The following is a 20,679-nucleotide window of genomic DNA, read 5'->3' as shown; positions in this document are numbered from 1 at the left end:
AGGTCGTCTTCTTGCTTTTGGCAAAAGGCATGAGGGGACGCCTGCAAACGATATAAATCTTTCGTTTTTGTGCGGGTTTCCGGGTTCGGCAGAGAATATGCTGGTTCGAAAATTAGCGAAGTACTGATGTATAACACCATGAGATCTGTGGGCTTGAATACCAGATCCCCCTTGATGAAGCAGCCGCTAAGGCAACTCTCCACCCAGAAGAGTTTATAGCAACTCGCGAATTGCTGATTCTCACTGATTACGTGATTAGGAAGACACATGCAATGAAGATTCTCTGATTCTGAATTAAGGTGGAGCAAGACCTGATTTATACCCCAGTAGCCGTTATTTTTGTAATATCCGGAATTAGAAAACTATTTTACTCTCTATACTATCTATGATTTTATATGTCTACGCCTGCGGATGAGACCGATTCTAAAATAATTCAGGATATCGATGCTGCTTGGAATATCGACATCGAACGCTCGATCTCCGATCAACTTCGGAGATATCTGAAAACCACTCTTCCCGTAAAGGATCTGCGGTCACAAAAAAACATTCGCTTCGAGAATGTGGGGCCAGGATGGCAAGACCGTCCATGCTTTGCAATCTCATGGGGTTATTCAAATATCAGGCAAAATTGCCCCGCGGTTAAGGAAGAATCCGAACTAGAGCATGTCATAAGAGTGATGAGTGCTTATATTCGCATAGATCAGTTATCAGGTACCTATAAAGCACTTTCAAGCAGGGGGAATCACTCTAGTGGCCTCTATACAGAACAATATATTGTAGCAGGGCAGTCACCATACTTCTGCAAGTATTTAGAGGCTTGGAAGGATCCTCTGGAGATTAATCCAATCCAGATTTCGGATAGTACAACGATATGCGATGCCATGAAATGGTGGCTTCTTGCTACGATATGCGAAGAGACCACAGATGCAGTTCCCTACATCTCTCTACAGAAGATTAAGCAAAGACTGCAGGATTTACAGAAATTGAATGAGATAGATGACTGCCCCCTATGGGAATTGATTGTTGGGCAAAACGATCGATCCATGTCTGACATGCACCCGGAATCCCATCAGGGCAAGAACGCTTTCTATATTATTGGATATTGCTCTGGCCTCATATTCGGGGAAGTTCATTCCTATGTCGTTGACCCGGAATATCGTAAGGCATTCTTGGCAACAGAGAAGGAAACTGGTATAGATGCGAGAACTATTATGAAATGCATCGGGAGAGAATGGAGGAGACATTGTGAAAAACAAAATGAGCGGTATGGGGTTGAGATAGAGGCGCTCTCCTCCCTTTTGTCATTACTAAAGGGGAATGACCGGACATTAATAAAACCAGATCAACCCGAAAGCACAACTCTTGACACGCTCATCCGAGATGGAATTATCTCCAAAATTCATAGTGGTGGCTATATCCTTTCAAAAGGAATTGGGATCAGCACAGTCCAATATAGGTTAACGGATATACAGCGTGAATATAGTCTGGAAATCGCTCAATGGCCACAAAACACTGTCCTGTTGCGGCATACACAGGAAGTTACTATCAAACCTGGAGTATATAAAGAATTCCGGGAAACACTCCCAGGGAGTCAAGCAGATATCTCCCTGAAACCGTCCGTCGGTGAATATCCCCATGAAACGTTGAGGGGACTCCAGAGATCATTACTTGGGGTCTTTTCTACCTCATCTCAGTATCAGCCCGTAGATGTAGAATATCTGTCACGTCTTGAGTCCCATCTGCAGAAGATCTTCGAGGAGTTTGGGATTGATTGTATTGTCGATTATCAAAACTTTGATATAAACGGACCGAGAGTGATCCGGGCAAACATCAAGCCGGGCAAAGGGGTTACAATTAGCAGCATAGAACGGAGATCTAAGGATATCGCCAATAGACTATATAGCGATTCAGAATTGTTTGATTTTGCGAATGAAGATGAAGTGCCGACAGATGTCTATATAGAGAATGTTGCAGCAAGAGGGATGATCGGCATTCATATCCCGCGTAAAAATTTTGTTAGCGTAGGCATCAGAGATCTCCTGAAGGATCTCCCGGGTAAATCACAATTGGAGTTCCCCATTGGTATCGACATCGCAGGAAATACCCGGTATTCTGATTTGATCTCGATGCCTCACCTCCTGGTTGCCGGCCATCCAGGGTCGGGAAAATCTGTCTTCCTCAACTCATTTATAATCAGTATGTTATTTCAGAATTCGCCTGCAGAACTGAAGTTACAACTTATTGATCCGAAAGGGGGCCTGGAATTTGGAGCATATGAGGGCTTACCAGATCTGTACTGTGACATTGTCAGTGATGCTAAAACGGCATTAAATGTGTTGGAAAAAATTACTACAGAAAAGAAATATCGATATGAAATTTTTAAAAAAGAGATGGTGAAAGATATCTCTGAGTATAACGAATTGGTGGGAATAGATAAAAAACCGTTTATCGTTATTGTAATTGATGAGTTTGCCGATCTTGTGGAGATGTCGAAAGGTAAAGAAGTAATGAAAGTTGTGCAGCGCCTCGCCCAGAAAGGTCGTGCTGCAGGCATCCACTTGGTTATCGCGACGCAAAAACCCTCCGTTAAGGTAATTGACGGCACTATAAAATCAAACCTCCCCGCAAGGCTATCTTTTCGAGTGGCGACACAGTCAGATTCTCGGGTCATCTTGGATGAAAACGGGGCCGAAAAGCTCTATGGCAAAGGGGACTGTTTCTTGAAGGAGCCGAATATTCCTGAATTAAGACGTTTCCAGGCTGCTTATATCTCGAACGAGGAGATCAAAAGATTTGTTACGCAGTTGAAGAGTCAACAGAGTGCCTGAACTTCTGTAAATAACGCAGGGATGGATTTCTGAGTCCCCTCCAAGGTGAGGGCACTCATCCACATCCTGCTTACGGGGCCGTTCGACTCGACCGATCTGGAGATCTACGGGCCGGTGTATGACTCTAGAACAATTCGATTAGAGATCAGCACTGACGCTTGGGCAGATGGCAGAAGTAGTGGATAGATAGGACGGTGACAAAAGAGCACAACTTGAATGTGTTATGGCAAATATATGCCATGCGAAAAACTGCTTTGTTGCATAACTATCCCGGTGGTTGCCCTCCCGCCATTCACCTCCGTCAGGCCGCCAGGGCAATCAACTTGTTATAGCAGTTCACTTTTATCCGTAACTCGCGAAACATCCCATTCCGGGACGTTGCTCGCACTCCCTCTCCAACCTGACTTCCCATTGCATTAAGCGCATAGAATTTACCATAAATTCCTCTTAGCTCCTGAATCGTCTGTAACCACGAAATCTACATCCCATCATGTGCTTAATTGATAGGCATATCTCGGCTGACGAATGTGGGGTTATCACGACGGAGAACTTGAAAAACAACGCACAAACCTGGATGCTCTAGGAGTATGTGCTTAACGGGGCGGGAAGTCAGGTTTCCAAAGCTCCGTTTGATGCGAGAGAAGGCTCCTTCGACCTTCCACCGCATCCCGTACGTGACTACCCGCGACCACATGGGGTACCCGCCCCATCGGTTCCGGTCCCTGACGCATTCGGCTCGATAGGGTGACCCGGTCGAGTGGGTCGCAGCGTCGACCCGGGTCTTGATGCCCGAGGCGATTCCCCGGTGTTCGAGCGTGTTGAAGAGTTCATTGCGGTCATAGGCACCATCGGCGAGTGCTCGGTGCACCGGGGTGCTCCTCCCCACTGTTCTGCTGGGCCTAGTCGAGGAGGGGGATGAACATCTGGTCGTCCGGTACCGCTTCATCGGTGATCTCCAGACCGAGAACCTGGTTGGTCTCGACATCGATCATGATATGCAGTTTGATCCAGCCACGCCGGATTCGCCACATCTCGCGCATCCACTCCCCCCGATTCGTGACCTTGATCCCGGTGCTATCGGCGGCGACGATGACGTCCTCGGCGAGGAGTTCGGGAACAACCGGCAACGAGAGATCGAGACGCTGGATCCGGCGGAAGAGCGTGGTGTAATCGGCTGCTTTGAGGCCAGGAATGAATGCCGCGAGTCGCCGAACAAATCCCTCCATCTGGCGGTAGGGCATCTGCAGGAAGACGTGGATACGGGCCATCCACTCAATGAATGAGTCTGGATACTGAAATGGTCGACCGGGCTTGCCAGCGTTCATCCGGGCGAGCTGGTCATCCCACTGGTCGATGAAGTCAAGCGAGAGAAAGAACTCACCGCGCTTGACCTGGAGCTCATTATATATACCCCAGTCACGATCATCGGGGTACGGGTGTCCCCAACGTTCTTGTCGTGGCATGAAGGGGCGGGCGGGACGTCCGGCATCTTTTCTGTTTGGGTCGAAGAAGCAGAGTTATGCAATACAGTATTCTCCTTCATCTATGACGTCATGCAACCGGGTCTTCCTTTCTGAGCAGAGGAACTTAGCAAGGCATATTTACTTCCTCAGATCTTTAAATCACTGATCCGTTAGCCGCTTGTCAGCCTTTTGAACATCTGCAGCTGGCCTGGAAAGGGAGTATCTATAGCATGAAAATAGGCAAACGGGTAAATATTGTAGCCGTTGTCGTGGTTTGCATACTCTTTGATATCGTTCTTCATCTTGTTACAAACGCATACAGTACTATGCCTGAGAGTCCGAGCTATAGCATGGTGGCAGAGTTGCTCGGGACGGGGATTACCGTCTCTCTCTGGGCGCTACTCTCTTTTTCCGGTGCTGCTTGTGTTTATTGCCGCATCAGAGATGTGGTTCCTGGAGAGGGAGTAAAAAAAGGGGTGCGGTACGGGTCTGCAATAGCGCTGATCTGGCTTTTTGCCATGCTGGAGGGGGTGTCCCTCTTTGGCAATCCGATCATCAACGAGTTTGTGGTCGGCCTCAGTGATGCGGTACCTGTCATTTTAATGGCGATTCTATTGAGTCTGATAAATGCTGAAAAAGGAGAGAATGCTGCGGTAAAGCCGTTTACTCTTCGACAGAAGATGGCGGCCATATCCATATTCACAGGGATATTCTTAATTGGACGATACGCTGCATATGTCACGGGAGTGATCCAATCGGGGTACCAGACAAGCTTGGTTTATACATTTTTCTGGACGCTCCTTATGGGTGCCTGTATTGGGGTAGTATGTATTTTGCTGGGGAATATCGGAGATACGTTGTCCCTGGAACGTAGAGCAGCGAAATTCGGGTTCCTGATTTTTGGAGTTAACTGGGCTACGTTCCTTCTTTTTATGCCCTTACTGTTTTCCGGCTATTTAATCGACGTGTTGTCCAGAATCATTATAGACACCCTGCTTGTAACGACCGGATATTATTTGACATTTTGTCCCGGAATTGAGTTAAAACCTGAATTAAAACCATGAGCTGTCGTATACGTGAAAAGGCTTGAGCATAGCAGAATTCCATGCGGTATTATTGTTTATCAGCCCCCCTGATTTCACCACCCGGCAACGCTCTGGATGAAGGTTACTTGATAGCAAAAAAGATCTCGAAACTCGCGTTAATCGCTTAGAATCGAAGATGGATGGGATAGTCAGAGTTATCGGGGAGAATGGCGGTAAATCGAGTCAAGACCTAAAAAGGACGGTGATTCTGATGGGCTCGTCGAGATTCGAACTCGAGACCTCCGCCGTGTGAAGGCGACGTCATAACCAGCTAGACCACGAGCCCCATGCATCGACCGGGAATTGAACCCGGGCTATTGGCTTGGAAGGCCAAAGTCATACCACTAGACCATCGATGCGAATGCACGGTATGCCTACATAGATTGACCGTGCTGAATATTAAATATTGGGTGGTGGGGGGCCGGAGCGGGTTAGTACCCGCGCCGCTGCGCTTCCAGCTCCTCGAGGGCCGCCACCCGCTTCTCCAGCGACGGGTGCGTGGAGAAGAGATCCATCAAGGACTTCCCGGAGATGGCCGGGATGATGAAGAACGCGTTCGCGCCCTCCACTTCCTGTTTCTTCTCGGCGGGGACGTAGTCCATCCGCCCGCTGATCTTCTGGAGCGCCGATATCAGTGCCCGGGGGTTGTCCGTCAGTTCACTGCTGCCCCGGTCCGCGGCGAACTCCCGGTAGCGGGAGAGCGCCCGGGTGAGGAGCGTGCTCACGACCCAGACGAGGATCGAGACGACGTAGACCAGGATCAGCGCGCCCATGTTGTTGTCGCGGTTGCCGCCGCCGCCGAAGAGCCCCATGAAGAACCAGTTGCGCATGATCAGGAAGGCGAGCATCGAGAGGAAACTCGCCATCGTCAGCGTCAGCATATCCCGGTTCTTCACGTGCGCTATCTCGTGGGCGAGCACCGCTTCCAGTTCCTCGCGGTTGAGCGTCCGCATGATCGAGTCGGTGACCGCCACCACGGCGTTCTTCGGGTTCCTCCCGGTCGCGAACGCGTTCGGCACCGGGGACGCCATGATCCCTATCCTTGGTTTCGGGAGGCCTGCCCTCGTAGCGAGGCTCTCGACCATCCGGTGCAGTTCCGGGTACTCGTCCTCTTCCACAATCCGGGTGCTGGTGCTCCAGAGCACGAGCTTATCGGAGAAGAAGTACTGGAGGAACGCCATCCCGGCGGCAACCAGGAGGAGGAACTCGAAGGGGAATCCCAGGGCGTAAAGCGCACCCAGGAAGATCAGGTAGACTATGAGGAGCAGAAACGACGTGAAAAACATCCTCATAGTGAGACCGAGGTCGCGCGTCCATTTCATGACGGATATATATCTGACCGGATTACTCTTAAGGTCTCTGCCACTCTTCCCGGTTGCTTCCGCCTGAACCGCGATCCGGTGCGTCCTGAGTACGCGTCGGCGCCGGGGAATGCCGCATGGGACCGATCTTCGGCGGGATGCTTCTCTCCGGGGAACAGGCCGCCGGGCTGGTTGCAGAAAGGCTCGGCCGGTAACACTTCAAAACTCTTTTCACTCTCCCGGCGGTTACCATTAGGTATGGAAGAGATCGATCCGGGATCCCTGGCCGAGGTCGCGTACGGGCTCTTTGAGATCTACCTCAACCGCGAACTCCGTCTCCGCGGCCCGTATCTGTTTGAACTCGTCGAGCAGGGAACCGATCTCGAGGCCGACGTCCGCGAGATCTTCGGGAGGTTCCGGGACGACTACCCGGACCTTGCCGATGCGCTCCTCCGGCGGTTCGGCGGGATCGATGCCATTTACGCACCCCTCAGGGAGGGTGAAGGCGTCCTCCCCTCGAAGACGACCCGGATGTACTGGATCGTCCAGGACGCCCCCGGGCCTTCGGAGCGGGGCCTCGACGACGACCAGGTGGGGAAATGGCTCATATTCGCCCCTCCCGAAGGGGTGGACGAGGCGTGGCGGAAGATCCGGGACGAGACGGTGAGTGGAACGCTCGGGATATCCGCGAAGGTCAGCACGGCGAAGCCGAACCCGGACTCGCGCGACGAGCGGTCGGTCATCTACGTCTACACCCGGGACTGGGCAGACGAAGCGGATGTCATGCGCGTCCGCGAACGGCTCCGTGAACTCGGGTTTACGGAGCGGATCGGCTACAAGCGTAACATCGAGACTTATCGGGGCGAATACAGCGAAGAAGGCAGAAAAGTCACCTATTACAGCGCCTGAGGGACCGGGCGCTCACTGGTAAAAAAGAGTATGCCGGGGCCGGACGAACGACGTTACGCCTTCCGTTCCTTGGACTTGGGCCGGAGTTCGTCCGAGCCGCACTTGCGGCAGCTGGTCGCGCGGATTGCGTTCCGGGCGTTGCATTTCATACAGATCTTTACGTTGAGCAGACGTGCTTCAGCTTCGGGAAATCTCGCCATATAAAAACACCACTTGTCAGTTTGGTACTATTCGTTCTTGCTCGTATTAACAGTTCTGTCGCCTTCGGCCCCCCGCTCCACCCAGTCGCGGAACGCTTCGAGCGCCCGTGCCCGGTGAGAGATCCGGCTCTTCTCGGATAACGGGATCTCGGCGAGCGTCCGGCCGCCGTGCTCGAAGATCGGGTCGTAGCCGAACCCTTCCTCCCCCCGGGGGGCGACGATCGTCCCCGGGAGGACCCCCCGGAAGATCCTGATGCCGTCCTCGCGCGCGAACGCGATCGCCGTCTCGAACCGGGCGCCCCGGTCCTCCACGCCTTCCATGAGTTTCAGGACCCCGGCGTTGCCGATGGTGTCGTGGACATAGGCGGCGTAGGGCCCCGGGAATCCCCCGAGCGCATCGACGAAGAGGCCGGTGTCGTCGACGATCAGCGGCCGGGAGAGCGCACGGTAGGCGAACTCCGCCTTCCCCCGGGCGATCTCCCCCACGTCGGCGTGGCGGAACTCCGGGCACTCCAGTGCGACGTGCTCGACCGTGAGCGTCCCTGCGAAATAGGCCGCCACCTCCCGGGCCTTGTTTTGGTTGCTCGTCACCACCGCGACCTTCATAGGTACCGCCCCCTGAGTTCCACCTCGTGCTCCCGGGCGAGAACTTCGTCCGCCTCCGAAAAGACGGCCGCGTATCCCTCCACGAACGCCTCCTTCAACTCCCCGAAGTTCTCCGTCGTGCTCTCGAGCGTCTGGAAGAAGACGTGGAGATCGACCCCGCGGCTCTCGACCTCGGGCGACGTCGACGCGAGCCCAAAGTCGATCAGGACGCACTGGCCGTCGCGGACGATCATGTTGCTCGTCGTCAGGTCGCCGTGGACGATCCCCGCCCCGTGCAGCCTCCCGACCGCCTCGCCCGCGAGCCGGATTGTCTCCGGGGCGGTGACGTACTTCAGCAGATCGCCCCTGACTCGCTCCATCACGATCGTGTCGGCAGTGATATCCCGGATCACCGGGGTCGGGACGCCCGCCCGCCGCGCCGTCGCGATCAGGCGCGCCTCCGCCCGGGTCCGTTCCGCGATCAGCCGCCGGTCGAGGGCCGGGTAGCGGTAGCGTTTGCTCGGCCGGCACTTGATCACATCCGCGTCGCCGATCTCCACGACCGCCTCCGCGCCCCGGGCGACGCCGCCCTCGTGCGGCGCTGCGGTGAAGATCTCGCCGGGCTCCGTCCGCCAGGCGACCTCCACCTCGTCCGCGCGGTACCCGGGGCGAATCTGCGACTCCTCAAGGGGGAGCGTCACGCCGTGCTCCAGCATGATCTTCCCTGTATAAGCGATCATCGCGCCGTTGTCGCCGAGATACGTCCGTTTCGGGACGGCAAACGCCGCTCCCCGCTCCTCGCACATCACCCTGAGCATCTCCTGCAGCCGCCCGTTCGCACCGACCCCGCCGACCAGCAGCACCTCGTTCTTGCCTGCGTGGGCGAGCGCGCGCTCCGTCACCTCGACGCACATTGCGAACGCCGTCTCCTGCAGGCCGAAGCAGACGTCCTCGAGCGGCGCGCCGCTCTCCTGGGCGGCGCTGACGAGCCCGGAGAAGGCGAGATCCATCCCCTTCACCGTGTAGGGAAGCTCGATGTAGTCCCCTTCCTGCGCAAGCCGCTCGATGGCAGGCCCACCCGGGTGCGGGAGGTCGTGGCTCCGGGCGAACTTGTCGAGCCCGTTCCCGAGCCCGATATCCAGCGTCTCCCCGAATATCCGGTAACGGCCGTTCAGGTAACCGAGCACCTGCGTGTTCGCGCCGCTCGCATACAGGACGATCGGGTCGTCAAATCCCGTCGCCCATCTCCCGATCTCGACGTGCGCCACGCAGTGGTTGACGCCGACGAGCGGGACGCCGAGGGCGATCGAGAGGGCGCGTGCGGCGGTCGCCACTGTCCGCAGCGACGGCCCGAGGCCGGGTCCCTGGGAGAAGGCGATCGCCCGGATCCGCTCCGGTTCCGCGAGCACCCGGGAGACGACCTCCTTCATCGCCGAAGCGTGGTGCTGCGCGGCCTCCCTCGGGTGGATCCCGCCCTTTGGGGGGACGTAGGGCGCCGAATGGAGGGCGACCAGGTCGTCGCCGAAGAGAGCGGCACTGAGGTTCCACGCGGTTCCTTCAAGCCCCAGCACCAGGCCGTCGTCGTGGGTCATAAAACAGGTATCGTTCCGTTACGGGAAAAAGGCCGGCCGCGGCCGATGCCGCGTCCGTATTGTGTATCCAGGTGAGGACCTACTTCAGGAACTCGGTGTAGCCGCACTTGCCGCAGGCCGCCCGATCCTTGTGCGCGGCCATCAGAACGCCGGGACCGCACCGGGGGCAGTGCCGCTTCTGCAGGACCACCGCATCGCCCTTGACTTCGTAGCACTCGTGTCTCTTGACCTTGACCGAAGCCTGCTTCTTGGCTGCCATGCTTACGCCTCGCTCTCAGCCTTCGGCTCGCCGCGCTTGAGCAGGTACTCCCGCTCGGTCGAGGTCTTGGTCTCCTCGTCGTCGTAGATCCGGGCACGGCCGAAGAGTTCCATCTTCCCGAACCGGGTTCTTTCCAGGTCGAGCACGATGAGGTTCTCATTCTTGTTCTGCAGTGCGGCGAGCTTCTCCTGAATGCTCTTCCGCGAAGGCGTCGGTCCGTCGAAGGTAAGAGTGAACGTGAGTTCTCTCCTCTTCAACAACTCGTTCCTCACATCACGGGTAATTTCGAAGTCCATCGATATCCCTAAAATATTGTTGACGGATTTATTTATACTCTGGGATGCCGTGGGAGGTCGGGCTCGTTCCGTTGCTCCCGCTCCCCGCCTTCGAGGTGACCGTATCTCGCGTAAGGCGGTGCAATCATCCATGCAATCGGTGAAAGCACGAACCTGCAGGCAATCAACTTCACGCGAGGCGACGTAGAGGGACGGCGGCACCGCCGCACCCCTCACTCACGCACAAAAACTTTGAGCATGGACGCGGCCGCCTGCTTCGCCGTCGCGTCCACGAGCCGGAGGACGACCCCCTCCTCCGGCTGCCCGTAAAGGACGGCGGCCCCGTCCGGCGCGGCGAGGACGAGCGGGATGACCGCGAGATCCTCCTCGCCCTCGACGAAGATCACGGCGGGCGGATCCCCGACGACCTCCTCGATCGCGTCCTCGAGATCGGTGGTGATCGTGCCGGGGGGATTCTTCACCGTCACCCACCTCATCAGGAGGAGGGGCGAACGGTTGCAGGGCGTGCGCATCGTATGGCCGTCGATGATGGTGATGTCCGGGACGACCCCTGCGGTCAGGAGGTTATGGGTCACCACATCGCCGACGGCGTAGACCGGCCGGCCTTCGAGTTGGGGGAGGAGTTCGCCGACGCTCCCGTAAAGGGTTCCGAACGGTCTCTTGAAGAGACTCCGGTACGCTTCGGGGAGCCTGAGCATCAGCGGACCTTCAGCGCGTACCTGCCGGCCATGGTGACGTTCATCTTCTTTGCGATCTCCGAGCGCTCCGGATCGATGATCACGACGTAGCCCGCCCAGTCCTCGCTCAGGTTCGACGTGCTGCAGATGGTGCAGCTCTCCCCCTCGACGACCCGGTGGCACTCGCGGCAGACCTTGACCACCTTCTTACGGACGACCATCCTATGCCGCCCCCTTCTTCTCCTCAACGAGTTCCTCTTCCAGCCAGGTCGTGGTCCCGAGGCCCGACTGGCGCATGGTGAGACCGATCTTGCTCTCCCTCGGCTCACGCTCGTTCAGCGAGAGCGCAACGATCCTGGCCCGGATACCGTCGCCGACGGAGATCGCTCGCTTCGAGTCCTGGCATACCAGCCTGCCGTTCTTCTCGTCGTAGCTGATATATTCGTCCGATATCTGGCTCACGTGGAGCATGGCGTCGATCGGCCCCAGGCTGACGAAGGCGCCGAAACTCGTCGTCTCGACCACCTGCCCCTCGATCACCTCCTGGAGTGCCAGGCGGATCACCGCCGCCTCGAACCTGACGTCGTAGTAGACGGCGCCGTCTCCGGGGATCAGCTCCCCCTCGCCGACGTTGAGAATATTCGTCACCGCAATGTAGATGCCGATATCCTTTGCGATGCTGCCTTCCAGCTGCTCCTGCAGCACATTCAGGATGACCTTCTCCAGGTCTTCCCCGAGGCGGTGCGGCGGAACGCGCACCTTGTCCTCCAGCGTCATTTTATAATACATTTTTCAACTACCCCCTCATCAGCTCCAGCGTTCTCCCTCTCCGCATCGAAACAACGTCGATCCCCTCGCAGAGGAGAGCGTTCCGGAGCTGGCGATCATTCGTCACCACGGTGCATCCTTCCCGCCGGGCATACTCGATCACCCGGTCGTCCACACGCTCTGCGGCACTCCCGCTTGGGACGACCGTCGAGCGCCGGGCGATCACAAGGCCCACGCGGGCGGCAGCCGCATCGCGGCCCCGGCCCCGGGCAAGCCCCGAGAGTTCACCGACCACCTCTTCGAGCGTTACCGGTTCGAAGTCCCCGAAGAGTGCCATGAGCTCGTCGTACAGGTCGATCCCGAACTGGACCGGCATCAGCAAGGCGTTCGTGTCGAGGAGAACCCTCACTCGACCAGAACACCCATGCCGATCAGCCGCCATCGTCCGCCGACCTGCCTGCTGATGGCGATCCGTGCGCCGACCTCCGCGCAGACCGCTCGCTTCAGCTGAACCTCCATCTGGTTCTTCTTCGTGTTCACGATCACGCCGACCGTCACGGCGGTGCCGACCGAGAGCATCAGCGGCTCCTTGTGCTTCAGGGGCTCGATGATCTGCTCGCTGTCTGCGCCGACCACCCGGTCCATCAGCGTGACGTCGAACTTCAGCCGTTCCCAGACTGGTGGGAGTTTCCCCGCAAGCCCGGCAACCTGCCCGGCGAGGGCGTCGCTCTTCGTCAGCGCCGGATCGAGTTTCGTCGCGACACCGAGGAGGCCCCCGGGCGCCGCCTCGGTCACGCCGGTCTTGCCTGCGTTGATAGAGGTGATCTTCGTCTCGATCGGCTCCCACTTCGTCCGGTTCTCGATCTGGACCTGTCGGCCGGGCCGGATCTCAATATCGTCCCCTTCGCGAAGGACGCCCCGGATGAGCGAACCACCGATGACGCCGCCTTTCACGTCCCGCCAGTTGCAGCCGGGTTTGTTGACATCGAACGACCGCGCGATGAGCAGCAGCGGGTCGACCTCCGGATCGCGTTCAGGCTCCGGGATCACCTCGTCGAGCGCCTGGATCAGGACACCGATATTGACTCCTTTCTGTGCGGAGACCGGGATGATAGGCGCGTTCTCGGCGATGGTGCCCTTGATGAACCGCTTGATCTGCTTGTAGTGCTCCAGTGCCTCGGTCTGCGTGACCACATCGATCTTGTTCTGGACGATGACGATCCGCTTGATACCGATCAGCTCAAGCGCCATCAGGTGCTCCTTGGTCTGGGGCTGCGGGCAGACCTCGTTTGCAGCGATGACGAGCATCGCGCCGTCCATCAGCGCGGAGCCCGAGAGCATCGTCGCCATCAGCGTCTCGTGGCCGGGCGCATCGACGAATGAGACCGTCCGGAACGGAGCTGCCTTCCCTCCACAGTTCGGGCATTCCGGTTTGGAGGTATAGGCATCGGCCCCCTCGCAGTTCTCGCATCGGTAAAACGTCGTATCCGCGTAGCCGAGCCGGATGGAGATGCCGCGCTTGATCTCCTCGCTGTGCCTGTCCGTCCAGGAACCGGTCAGCGCGCTGACCAGAGTGGTCTTGCCGTGATCGACGTGACCTACGAGCCCAATATTGACGCCAGGAATGAGTGCATCTCGCAAAAGTTTTCGAACCTCCTTATCCAATATATAGTGACACTACTTATACATAATCGGTTGGGATTATCCTGCCGCTCGGTGCTGCGCTTCTGCAGTACGCGCAGTCAAGCCCCGGGTTGCTATATTCTGTTTGGCATACGAAGTATGAATAATGACCGGGTTGATAGCGAAAACTTATACTCTATGAAATAAGATATGAAAACTGATCGCAATGTCAGGCGATACTGAACTTTCACGCATCGGGATCTCACTCCCCAAGAACCTCCTCGATAAGTTCGATGAGATCCTGAGCCTCCGGGGGTACTCATCCCGTTCCGAAGGGATACGGGATTCAATACGAAGTTACATCACTCACTACCAGTGGATATCCGACGTCAAAGGCGAGCGCCAGGGAGTCATCACCATGGTCTATGACCATGACCAGCGGGGCCTGCTCCAGACGCTCACCGAGATCCAGCACCAGTACGCCAGCAGCATTCAGGCATCTCTGCACTCGCATGTGACCCACAACAAGTGCCTCGAAGTGATCCTCATCCGGGGGGACGGGGCGGTACTGAAGGATATTACCGAGCGACTGATGGCGCAGAAAGGTGTCGAGGCGGTGAAACTCACCACCATACCGGTCGAGGGTTAACCGCCGCCCTCGCAGCTCCGATCCGTCCCCACTTCCCAGACCTCCTCGAGCTGCTCCTGGAGTTCCCTGTGCTCCTTGAGGTAATCTTCAAGAGAACGCTCCCCTCTCTCTGCCTTTCCGGTCGTCTTATCGGCGCCGATCAGTTCGTCCACCCGGTAATAGAGCCCGGTGCTGTCGATCTCGGCATACCTCCGGCCGTCGATCTCCTCGATCCGCACGACCTTTCCGGTCGTGCCGGTGCGTGGGTATCGGACGACTGCGCCCACTGCCATCTCATCCGCGCTCATACGAGGTAGTATATCTGCCATACTATTAAGGTATCACTTCCAAGGTATCTTCAATGGCAATCACGATTCGCCCGGTAGAGAAATTGTACTTTGACGGCACCCACCGTTCCCGCTCCCCGGAGGAGACCCGTGCCGCCGTGGAGCCGCTGATGCCGGAGATCGGCGTCACCGAGATCATCGACGTCACGCCGCTCGACCGTATCGGGATCCCGGTCTTTGCGGCGGTTCGGCCGGGAGCCGCCCGGGGAGCGGTTCGCGTCCACGCGGGGAAGGGCAAGGAGCCGATCCACGCCCGGGTCTCGGCGATGATGGAGGCGCTCGAGCGCTACTGCGCCGAGTACCGGGGCGACCGGATGGAGTACGCGACCTACGAGGAGATCGGCCCGGGAAGGGCGATGCACCCCGAAGACCTCCTCCTCCCCCGGGAACTCAAGCAGGGGGAGAAAGTTCACTGGACACCGGGGTGGGACATCTTAAACGACGAGGAGATCTATCTCCCGAGCAACGCCGTCTTCCACCCCTACGACTCGCTCGGGATGGCGTTCCCGCTCTTTCGGAGCGACACGAACGGGCTTGCGTCCGGTAACGTCATCGAGGAGGCCATCCTGCATGCCCTCTTCGAGGTGATCGAGCGGGACGCGCTCAGCACCGCCGATGCACAGCGCGACCTCGGCCGCCGCCTCGTCATCGAGAAAGAGTGCGCCGCCCGCGAGGTCCTCGACCGATTCGAGGAGAACGGAATCGCTATCCACCTCTGGCTGCTTGAGGGGAAGACCGGTGTCCCCACGGTCGCGGCAGCCGCGGACGATACCGTCACGAAGGACCCGGCGATGCTCGTGATCGGGTCAGGGACGCATCTCTCCCCGGAGATCGCCGCGCTCCGTGCCCTGACCGAGGTCGCCCAGAGCCGGGGGAGTTACCTGCAGGGCGGCCGCACCGACCCCCAGCGGGAGATGATCATCAGGAAGGCCGGGTACGAGCGGCTGAAGCGGATCAACCGTATGTGGTTTGCCGACGCGGATGCCGTCGAGATCGCCGAAATACCGGATGCGAGCACCAGGCGGTTCGACACCGATATCCGGCAGGTGCTCGAGGAGGTCGCGGTGCACACCGACCGTGTCTGTGTCTGCGACCTCTCGCGGACGGCGGTGCCGGTGGTCCGGGTCGTCGTCCCGGGCTTCGAGGTCTCGTATATGGACCCCGACCGAAAGCGGCCGGCGCAGGGGTGATCATCGGCCGGGATCCCCCCTCGTCCCGGGCGGTACCGATAGTATGGCTATGATGGGACGAGAACCTCTTACCAGAACCTGACCTTCTTCAGGAGGTCCACGACCCTCTCCGTGCCGCGGTTCAGCGGTCTCTCCGCCGGCTCGAACCGCTTCCCCGCGAGGGCCTCGAATATTGCCCGGATCGCCTCCCCGATCGACGGGCCGTAGCCCCCCTCAAGCGTCAGCGCAAGGGGGAGATCCGTGCCGTCGACGAGCATCCCGGCAAGCACGCCGTAGTCGTCGGGTTCGAGGTTCATCCGCCCGTGCTCGTCGTCGGCGAGGGCGTCCTGCCCGGCCGAGACGATCAGGACGTCGGGGCGGAACCGGTTGATCGCCGGGACAAAGACTTCGTCGAAGAGATACCGGTAATCGGCGATCGTCGAGTTCGCGCGGAGCGGGGCGTTGAGGGTGTAGCCCCGCCCCCTCCCGGTGCCAATCTCGTCCACCCACCCGGTCTTCGGGAAACTGTCCTCCTGGTGCACCGAGCAGAAGAGCACCTTATCGCTCCCGTAAAACGCCTTCTGGGTGCCGTTGCCGTGGTGCAGATCCCAGTCGAGGATCGCCACCCGGTCGACCGATAACAGCGCCTTTGCCGCCGCGATCGCGGCGTTGTTGAAGATGCAGAACCCCATCGCGCGATCGGACTCGGCATGGTGGCCCGGGGGACGGACCAGGGCGAAGAGGTGTTCGCCGTCGAGCGCCCGCTCAACCGCCGCAAAGGTCGACCCGGCGGCATAGGATGCCGCCTCGAAGGAATGGCAGGTGACGTAGGTGTTCAAGTCCAAAAAACAGGTTCCTGTCGCCATCTCCTGCACCCACCTGATGTATCGCGGGTCGTGAACCCGCGCAAGGTCGCTCTCGGTGGCGCGGACGGGAGCGCGCCACCTCACGTTCTTCGGGATCCCCGAGAGGGCCGCCCGTAACCGGGCACCCGACTCGGGGTGAGCCTCCATGTCGTGCCTGGTAAAGACGTCACCGTAGATGACTGAAGACCGCATCCTCGTTCAGTTGATGGTGTGTCCCTGCAGGATATCCTCTTCGGTGACATCGAACGTCTGGCCGGTGCCCGCAATCCGGTACTGCCCGGTCGCCTTCACCTCGCCCGACCATCCGGACGTTGCGTACGGGACGATGAACGTGCCGTTCACGCTCTCCTGCCGGTAGGTGAACGTCCGGCCGGTATTCGTGACGATGGGAACTTCGATGATCCCTTCGCCCCTGATCGCGGCCCCGGGAACGTACTCGAAGATCTTGACGGCTTTCAGGTCGGGCCCGTCTTCGCCGACGTTGCCGTAGACGTTCTGGGGTGTCTCGTGGACGAGCCGGTAGTGTTGGAGCGCCGGCACCCGCTCGAGCGGCTGGAGGATCGAGTCGCCCCGGAACTGGTAGTACATGTTCAGGAGCGTGGCATGAGAGCCTGCCGGCGCGTTCCTGTTGTAGGCCTCCACCGCGGCCGCACCTTCCGTGGCGTTCATCTGCTGGGTGCGCGTGATGACCGGGAGGGAGGTGTTTGCCGTGCCCGCGTCACGGTACTCGGCGTAGATCACCTGCGACGTCGGGTCGGTCATGGACCCGTCGAAGTTGTGAAGGCGGGAGACCATCGTCAGGTAGTACTCCTGGGTGTTGAACGGCACCGCCTGGTACTCCGACGAGCCCGCGCTCACCGGGAGGAGGAAGTAGGGCTGGAAGCGCTCCTGGCCCACGTCGGCCCAGGTCACCGGAGCATGGAACTTCCCGGTGTCGACCTCGATATCGGTGATGACGTAGCGGGTGCCGATGTTGTCGAGGATCCGGTTTGCGGCGGCTTCGTCGGTCGAGACGAGATAGACCGCGGAGCCGTTCGGCCCGGCAACCCCGTGCTGGAAGGGGTTGTTGTTCGGGATTCGTTTTGCGATGAAGGTGATCCAGTGCCCGAAGTCCCACCAGGACATGACGCCGTAGGACTCTTCGGGGTAGGTGAAGGTATTCCGGTCGTAGATCGCGTAATAGTCGACGCCGGGGTCGGGGGTGTTCTCGCCCATCCACTCGAGGGCTCCCATCCACTCCTGGTTCATGCCGGAGTACTTTGCGCCGTTGGCGAGGGCAATGTTCCCCATGAGGGACGTTCCTGCAAAGATGAGTGTGACGACGACGACTGCGGCGAGCGCCCCGACCTTGAAGTAGTCGGGCTGGTCCCTCCTCGGGGCCTTCGCCTTCCGGGTCTCGGGAGCCTTGCCGCCCTTCTTGCCTTTCTTTGGCGTCTCCTGGCTCTCGGCGATCTCGGGGGCGGAAGACGCCCTGCCGCCGCTCCCTCCCCCGAGGAGGCGCGCAACATCCTTCCAGGTTGCGTCGATGACCGCGCCTGCAAAGACCGCCGCGAGCAGGGCGATGTTTGCGGCAAGGTAATACTCGTAGCGGACGTGAGCGGCCGTCGATGCGAGGATGATCGCCGTCCAGATCAGGACGAAGACGTGGGCCGGGTTCACCCGCTCGCGGTTCTGCCAGAGGAGGACGGCAGCCCCCCCGGCCGCGAGGATAAGGCCCCAGTGGAACGTTGCCCAGGCGGCGGCAAACGACCAGGCACGGGCTTCCTGGACGGTCGTGGTGACCGCCGCTTCGCCGAAGAAAGAGATGAGGCTTGCTATCAGAAGGCTGTAGACCTCCGGAAGGGCGATGTAGAGCACCGCGACGGCGAGCGCCGCGACGGCCGCAAGCGCAGCCGGGTAGTAATATTTCGGCCGGCCTTTCAGGAAGACCGAGAGCGCGTAGAGCGCGAGTGTGCCTGCGATGAGGGCGGCGTAGACGATGACGTGCCCGACGGTGTACCGGGAGAGGTCGAGGCCGGGATGCGGGAAGCCGAATGCCGCCGCCCCGACGATGACGACACCGAAGACGACGACGTTTACGAGAACCAGGTAGTCGCTCGGCCGATCCTTGAAGAAGTCGATGAGGAACTGGACCAGGGTGAAGGCCGTCACGATGAGCGCGAAGAGGATCATCGTCGGCATATTGAAGTAGCCGAGGAGATAGGCGATACCGGCGAGGGCTGAAACAAGCACCGGGATCTTCAGAGTCTCGGTCTTCAGGCTGCTGCGGTCCGCGAAGGAGAATGGCCGGTCGCGGGTCGCGAGCAGCGCCGCGACGTATGCGAGGGCGAAGATCGTCGAGAAGAGCGTCTCCGCGATGTGGTGGTCGACGAAGCCGAAGAGTGAGCGGTAGGCGTAGTTGCTGCCGATGACCGCGATCAGGCCCGCCGCAATGAGTCCGGTCTTCCAGTCGGCGATCTTCCTCGCGAGCAGGTAGGTGACGGGCACCATCGCCGCGGCCATCAACGGCGGGACCCAGGATGCCACCACCATGATCTCGGGACGCGTCGCCGCGCCGGTGAGAAGACAGAGGGCTGCTGCTATCTGGACGAAGAGCGGCCCCCAGTAGATGACATCGCCGGTCGGGTAGAGCGTCATCGCTTCGAACCAGGCGTAGCCGGGGTAGTTGGCCACGGTCTGTTCAACCTGGCGAACCTTGTACCAGGGATCGTTACCCAGGAGATTGACGCCTTCGGCGGTCACCAGACCTTCAGAAGGGATGCCCCGCGTCCAGAGGGTGAGCAGGGCGAACAGGATGATGATACCAATGATGATGTATGGTTGGTATTTTTTGAGATCCATCTGAGCCATCGGACACTCCTTGTTAAGAATCTGTTTCCCTTCGAACCATTAATAACCTTGGCGTATCCGCGGCGCCGGAAAAAAGAGTAAATTTCAGCGTGTTCCCGTCACCCGCTCGAAGATTCTCTCGAACGCCTCCGCCTTCCTCTTCCAACTGTGCTCCTCGATCCCGGGGCGGGTACACCCCGGGGCGAGTGCCAGTTCGTCGACCCGCTCCAGGAACTCAGCCTTATCCCGGTAGACGGCGATATGGTCGCCGCCCATCCGGAGCATATCGGGGATGGGGGTCGAGAGGATCGGTTTTCCGCAGGCCGAGTACTCGAAGTACTTGTTCGGGAGCGCGATATCAACCCACTGGGGCGGGGAGAGCGGGATGAGGCAGAGGTCCATCGGCGCGATGTAGCCGGGGAGGTCGCGGTAGTCGACGGCGCCGGTGAAGTGCACCCGGCCAGCGACCCCGAGTTTGGCCGCGAGCGCCTGCAGTTCGTCCAGGTAGCCGGTGAAGAGCGAACCGCCGACGATCAGGAGTTCGGCGTTCGGGTGTCTCTTCAGGATCTCCGGGAGTGCCCGGATCACCTCATCGAGAGCATACCACCGCTCGACTGCCCCTGCAAACCCGAGAACGAAGGCATCGGGCGAAATTCCGAGGTTTGCCCGCATCGCCCCCCCGCCCATCGGGCGGAAGAGGTCGGTGTCGACGCCGTTCGTGATCAGTTCGGCTTCGTAGCCATACCCCCTGAGTTTCTCGACGAGCCCCGGCGAGACCGTCGTGACGACGTCACTGTGGTCGAGGTTGTAGCGGGTGATAGCGAGGACGCCTTTTTGGAGCAGCCACTTGACGGCAAGGTTCCTGTAATAGGCGGCGGCGGAGTCGGGAAACCAGTCTTTCAGGTCGAAGACCACCGGGATGCCGGACTTCTTCGCCGCCCGGACCATCGCCGTCCCCGCGAGGACGTGAGCCCCGACGACGACGTCGATCTCGTGGTCGCGGATGATCTCGCTGATGACCCGGTAGTGGCAGGGTGCGTTCAGGGTGTAGTGGAGGAACGGGCTCTCGACGGCAAACTGTGTCGCCTCGTGGACGTGGAGCCTGGTCTCCCGCTCCTTGCCCCGGCTGACGTGGAAGTGCGGCACGTGAACCTCGTGTCGGGTGGCGAGTTCCTCGAATATGTTGTGGTGCCGGGACGGGATCGGGTGGTGGATGTAGTCCTGGGTGGAGACTAGGAGGATCTTCATTGTCGT

The 20,679-nt window shown here is 59.1% G+C and carries 20 protein-coding genes, 2 tRNA genes and 1 pseudogene; 5 read left to right on the top strand and 18 right to left on the bottom strand.

The annotated features are described in order from the left end of the window. Positions 1-395: 395 nt before the first annotated feature. Complete coding sequence (locus FKB36_RS06470) at positions 396-2,828, top strand: DNA translocase FtsK (RefSeq protein WP_261597220.1); 2,433 nt, start codon at positions 396-398, stop codon at positions 2,826-2,828. 616 nt (positions 2,829-3,444) lie between these two features. Here the strand turns inward: FKB36_RS06470 and FKB36_RS06460 are convergent. Further along, a pseudogene (locus FKB36_RS06460) lies at positions 3,445-4,230 on the bottom strand (IS5 family transposase); the annotation flags it as partial. A 291-nt stretch (positions 4,231-4,521) separates the two neighbouring features. Between FKB36_RS06460 and FKB36_RS06455 the strand changes: the two are divergent. Beyond that, the gene (locus FKB36_RS06455; protein WP_261597219.1) at positions 4,522-5,355 is read left to right on the top strand and encodes a hypothetical protein; all 834 of its coding nucleotides are present in this window, start codon (positions 4,522-4,524) and stop codon (positions 5,353-5,355) included. A gap of 233 nt (positions 5,356-5,588) precedes the next feature. Here the strand turns inward: FKB36_RS06455 and FKB36_RS06450 are convergent. The 3 genes from FKB36_RS06450 to htpX form a co-directional block, all read right to left on the bottom strand. Next, positions 5,589-5,662: transfer RNA gene (locus FKB36_RS06450), tRNA-Val, on the bottom strand. 2 nt (positions 5,663-5,664) lie between these two features. Then, positions 5,665-5,735 (bottom strand) — tRNA-Gly (locus tag FKB36_RS06445). Positions 5,736-5,807: 72 nt separating this feature from the next. Beyond that, positions 5,808-6,698 carry a zinc metalloprotease HtpX gene (gene htpX / locus FKB36_RS06440; protein WP_261597218.1) on the bottom strand — a complete coding sequence of 297 codons (891 nt, stop codon included), beginning with the start codon at positions 6,696-6,698 and terminating at the stop codon, positions 5,808-5,810. Positions 6,699-6,935: 237 nt separating this feature from the next. On the opposite strand from htpX, the gene FKB36_RS06435 reads away from it, so the two are divergent. Next, positions 6,936-7,586 carry a DUF1917 domain-containing protein gene (locus FKB36_RS06435; protein WP_261597217.1) on the top strand — a complete coding sequence of 217 codons (651 nt, stop codon included), beginning with the start codon at positions 6,936-6,938 and terminating at the stop codon, positions 7,584-7,586. A 53-nt stretch (positions 7,587-7,639) separates the two neighbouring features. On the opposite strand, the gene FKB36_RS06430 is transcribed toward FKB36_RS06435, so the two are convergent. From FKB36_RS06430 to FKB36_RS06385, 10 genes are all read right to left on the bottom strand, one after another. After that, a complete protein-coding gene (locus tag FKB36_RS06430; protein ID WP_074370182.1) occupies positions 7,640-7,786 on the bottom strand; it encodes a 50S ribosomal protein L40e in 147 nt (48 codons plus the stop codon). Between the two features lie 27 nt (positions 7,787-7,813). Continuing rightward, positions 7,814-8,392 (bottom strand): RdgB/HAM1 family non-canonical purine NTP pyrophosphatase, encoded by a 579-nt coding sequence (gene rdgB, locus FKB36_RS06425; protein WP_261597216.1) that lies wholly within the window; start codon positions 8,390-8,392, stop codon positions 7,814-7,816. Further along, positions 8,389-9,963: a bifunctional N(6)-L-threonylcarbamoyladenine synthase/serine/threonine protein kinase gene (locus FKB36_RS06420; RefSeq protein ID WP_261597215.1), complete on the bottom strand. Its 1,575-nt coding sequence runs from the start codon at positions 9,961-9,963 to the stop codon at positions 8,389-8,391. The genes rdgB and FKB36_RS06420 overlap by 4 nt, the downstream gene beginning before the upstream one ends. 79 nt (positions 9,964-10,042) lie before the next feature. Further along, complete coding sequence (locus tag FKB36_RS06415; RefSeq protein ID WP_261597214.1) at positions 10,043-10,222, bottom strand: 30S ribosomal protein S27ae; 180 nt, start codon at positions 10,220-10,222, stop codon at positions 10,043-10,045. 2 nt (positions 10,223-10,224) lie between these two features. Continuing rightward, on the bottom strand, positions 10,225-10,518 hold the full coding sequence (locus FKB36_RS06410; protein WP_261597213.1) for a 30S ribosomal protein S24e: 294 nt from the start codon (positions 10,516-10,518) through the stop codon (positions 10,225-10,227). Between the two features lie 212 nt (positions 10,519-10,730). Continuing rightward, a complete protein-coding gene (locus FKB36_RS06405) occupies positions 10,731-11,216 on the bottom strand; it encodes a GTP-dependent dephospho-CoA kinase family protein (protein WP_261597212.1) in 486 nt (161 codons plus the stop codon). Then, positions 11,216-11,416 carry a transcription elongation factor subunit Spt4 gene (spt4, locus tag FKB36_RS06400; RefSeq protein WP_261597211.1) on the bottom strand — a complete coding sequence of 67 codons (201 nt, stop codon included), beginning with the start codon at positions 11,414-11,416 and terminating at the stop codon, positions 11,216-11,218. Before spt4 ends, FKB36_RS06405 begins: the two co-directional genes overlap by 1 nt. Before the next feature lies 1 nt (position 11,417). Further along, entirely contained in the window at positions 11,418-11,984 is a 567-nt protein-coding gene (locus FKB36_RS06395; protein ID WP_261597210.1) for a DNA-directed RNA polymerase, read from the bottom strand. Between the two features lie 7 nt (positions 11,985-11,991). After that, positions 11,992-12,372: a type II toxin-antitoxin system VapC family toxin gene (locus tag FKB36_RS06390; RefSeq protein WP_261597209.1), complete on the bottom strand. Its 381-nt coding sequence runs from the start codon at positions 12,370-12,372 to the stop codon at positions 11,992-11,994. Then, positions 12,369-13,604: a translation initiation factor IF-2 subunit gamma gene (locus FKB36_RS06385; protein ID WP_261597208.1), complete on the bottom strand. Its 1,236-nt coding sequence runs from the start codon at positions 13,602-13,604 to the stop codon at positions 12,369-12,371. The genes FKB36_RS06390 and FKB36_RS06385 overlap by 4 nt, the downstream gene beginning before the upstream one ends. Before the next feature lie 208 nt (positions 13,605-13,812). Between FKB36_RS06385 and nikR the strand changes: the two genes are divergently transcribed. Next, positions 13,813-14,235 (top strand): nickel-responsive transcriptional regulator NikR, encoded by a 423-nt coding sequence (nikR, locus tag FKB36_RS06380; protein WP_261597207.1) that lies wholly within the window; start codon positions 13,813-13,815, stop codon positions 14,233-14,235. Here nikR and FKB36_RS06375 read toward each other — a convergent pair. Next, complete coding sequence (locus FKB36_RS06375) at positions 14,232-14,507, bottom strand: DUF2098 domain-containing protein (RefSeq protein ID WP_261597206.1); 276 nt, start codon at positions 14,505-14,507, stop codon at positions 14,232-14,234. The two genes, nikR and FKB36_RS06375, sit on opposite strands and share 4 nt — an antisense overlap. A 68-nt stretch (positions 14,508-14,575) precedes the next feature. On the opposite strand from FKB36_RS06375, the gene FKB36_RS06370 reads away from it, so the two are divergent. After that, a complete protein-coding gene (locus FKB36_RS06370; RefSeq protein WP_261597205.1) occupies positions 14,576-15,751 on the top strand; it encodes a YcaO-related McrA-glycine thioamidation protein in 1,176 nt (391 codons plus the stop codon). A gap of 68 nt (positions 15,752-15,819) precedes the next feature. On the opposite strand, the gene FKB36_RS06365 is transcribed toward FKB36_RS06370, so the two are convergent. The 3 genes from FKB36_RS06365 to FKB36_RS06355 all read right to left on the bottom strand — a co-directional run bounded on the left by FKB36_RS06365 (position 15,820) and on the right by FKB36_RS06355 (position 20,673). Further along, positions 15,820-16,788 (bottom strand): histone deacetylase family protein, encoded by a 969-nt coding sequence (locus FKB36_RS06365; RefSeq protein ID WP_261597204.1) that lies wholly within the window; start codon positions 16,786-16,788, stop codon positions 15,820-15,822. Between the two features lie 6 nt (positions 16,789-16,794). Further along, on the bottom strand, positions 16,795-19,446 hold the full coding sequence (locus FKB36_RS06360; protein WP_261597203.1) for an oligosaccharyl transferase, archaeosortase A system-associated: 2,652 nt from the start codon (positions 19,444-19,446) through the stop codon (positions 16,795-16,797). 84 nt (positions 19,447-19,530) lie between these two features. After that, positions 19,531-20,673 (bottom strand): glycosyltransferase, encoded by a 1,143-nt coding sequence (locus FKB36_RS06355; protein ID WP_261597202.1) that lies wholly within the window; start codon positions 20,671-20,673, stop codon positions 19,531-19,533. Positions 20,674-20,679 lie beyond the last annotated feature (6 nt).

It is taken from the genome of Methanoculleus formosensis, assembly GCF_025384765.1.
GTDB lineage: Archaea > Halobacteriota > Methanomicrobia > Methanomicrobiales > Methanoculleaceae > Methanoculleus > Methanoculleus formosensis.
The sequence above is the reverse complement of the archived record's forward strand: the minus strand, read 5'-3'. Positions and strand labels throughout refer to the sequence as shown.

Bases quoted from the DNA above. Each gene is read 5' to 3' on its own strand.
- FKB36_RS06395 (WP_261597210.1), bottom strand. From the start codon at position 11,984: ATGTATTATAAAATGACGCTGGAGGACAAGGTGCGCGTTCCGCCGCAC.
- rdgB (WP_261597216.1), bottom strand. From the start codon at position 8,392: ATGAAGGTCGCGGTGGTGACGAGCAACCAAAACAAGGCCCGGGAGGTG.
- htpX (WP_261597218.1), bottom strand. From the start codon at position 6,698: ATGAAATGGACGCGCGACCTCGGTCTCACTATGAGGATGTTTTTCACG.
- FKB36_RS06435 (WP_261597217.1), top strand. From the start codon at position 6,936: ATGGAAGAGATCGATCCGGGATCCCTGGCCGAGGTCGCGTACGGGCTC.
- FKB36_RS06355 (WP_261597202.1), bottom strand. From the start codon at position 20,673: ATGAAGATCCTCCTAGTCTCCACCCAGGACTACATCCACCACCCGATC.
- FKB36_RS06365 (WP_261597204.1), bottom strand. From the start codon at position 16,788: ATGCGGTCTTCAGTCATCTACGGTGACGTCTTTACCAGGCACGACATG.
- FKB36_RS06415 (WP_261597214.1), bottom strand. From the start codon at position 10,222: ATGGCAGCCAAGAAGCAGGCTTCGGTCAAGGTCAAGAGACACGAGTGC.
- FKB36_RS06430 (WP_074370182.1), bottom strand. From the start codon at position 7,786: ATGGCGAGATTTCCCGAAGCTGAAGCACGTCTGCTCAACGTAAAGATC.
- FKB36_RS06470 (WP_261597220.1), top strand. From the start codon at position 396: ATGTCTACGCCTGCGGATGAGACCGATTCTAAAATAATTCAGGATATC.
- FKB36_RS06420 (WP_261597215.1), bottom strand. From the start codon at position 9,963: ATGACCCACGACGACGGCCTGGTGCTGGGGCTTGAAGGAACCGCGTGG.
- FKB36_RS06370 (WP_261597205.1), top strand. From the start codon at position 14,576: ATGGCAATCACGATTCGCCCGGTAGAGAAATTGTACTTTGACGGCACC.
- FKB36_RS06410 (WP_261597213.1), bottom strand. From the start codon at position 10,518: ATGGACTTCGAAATTACCCGTGATGTGAGGAACGAGTTGTTGAAGAGG.
- FKB36_RS06360 (WP_261597203.1), bottom strand. From the start codon at position 19,446: ATGGCTCAGATGGATCTCAAAAAATACCAACCATACATCATCATTGGT.
- FKB36_RS06405 (WP_261597212.1), bottom strand. From the start codon at position 11,216: ATGCTCAGGCTCCCCGAAGCGTACCGGAGTCTCTTCAAGAGACCGTTC.
- FKB36_RS06455 (WP_261597219.1), top strand. From the start codon at position 4,522: ATGAAAATAGGCAAACGGGTAAATATTGTAGCCGTTGTCGTGGTTTGC.
- FKB36_RS06375 (WP_261597206.1), bottom strand. From the start codon at position 14,507: ATGGCAGTGGGCGCAGTCGTCCGATACCCACGCACCGGCACGACCGGA.
- nikR (WP_261597207.1), top strand. From the start codon at position 13,813: ATGTCAGGCGATACTGAACTTTCACGCATCGGGATCTCACTCCCCAAG.
- spt4 (WP_261597211.1), bottom strand. From the start codon at position 11,416: ATGGTCGTCCGTAAGAAGGTGGTCAAGGTCTGCCGCGAGTGCCACCGG.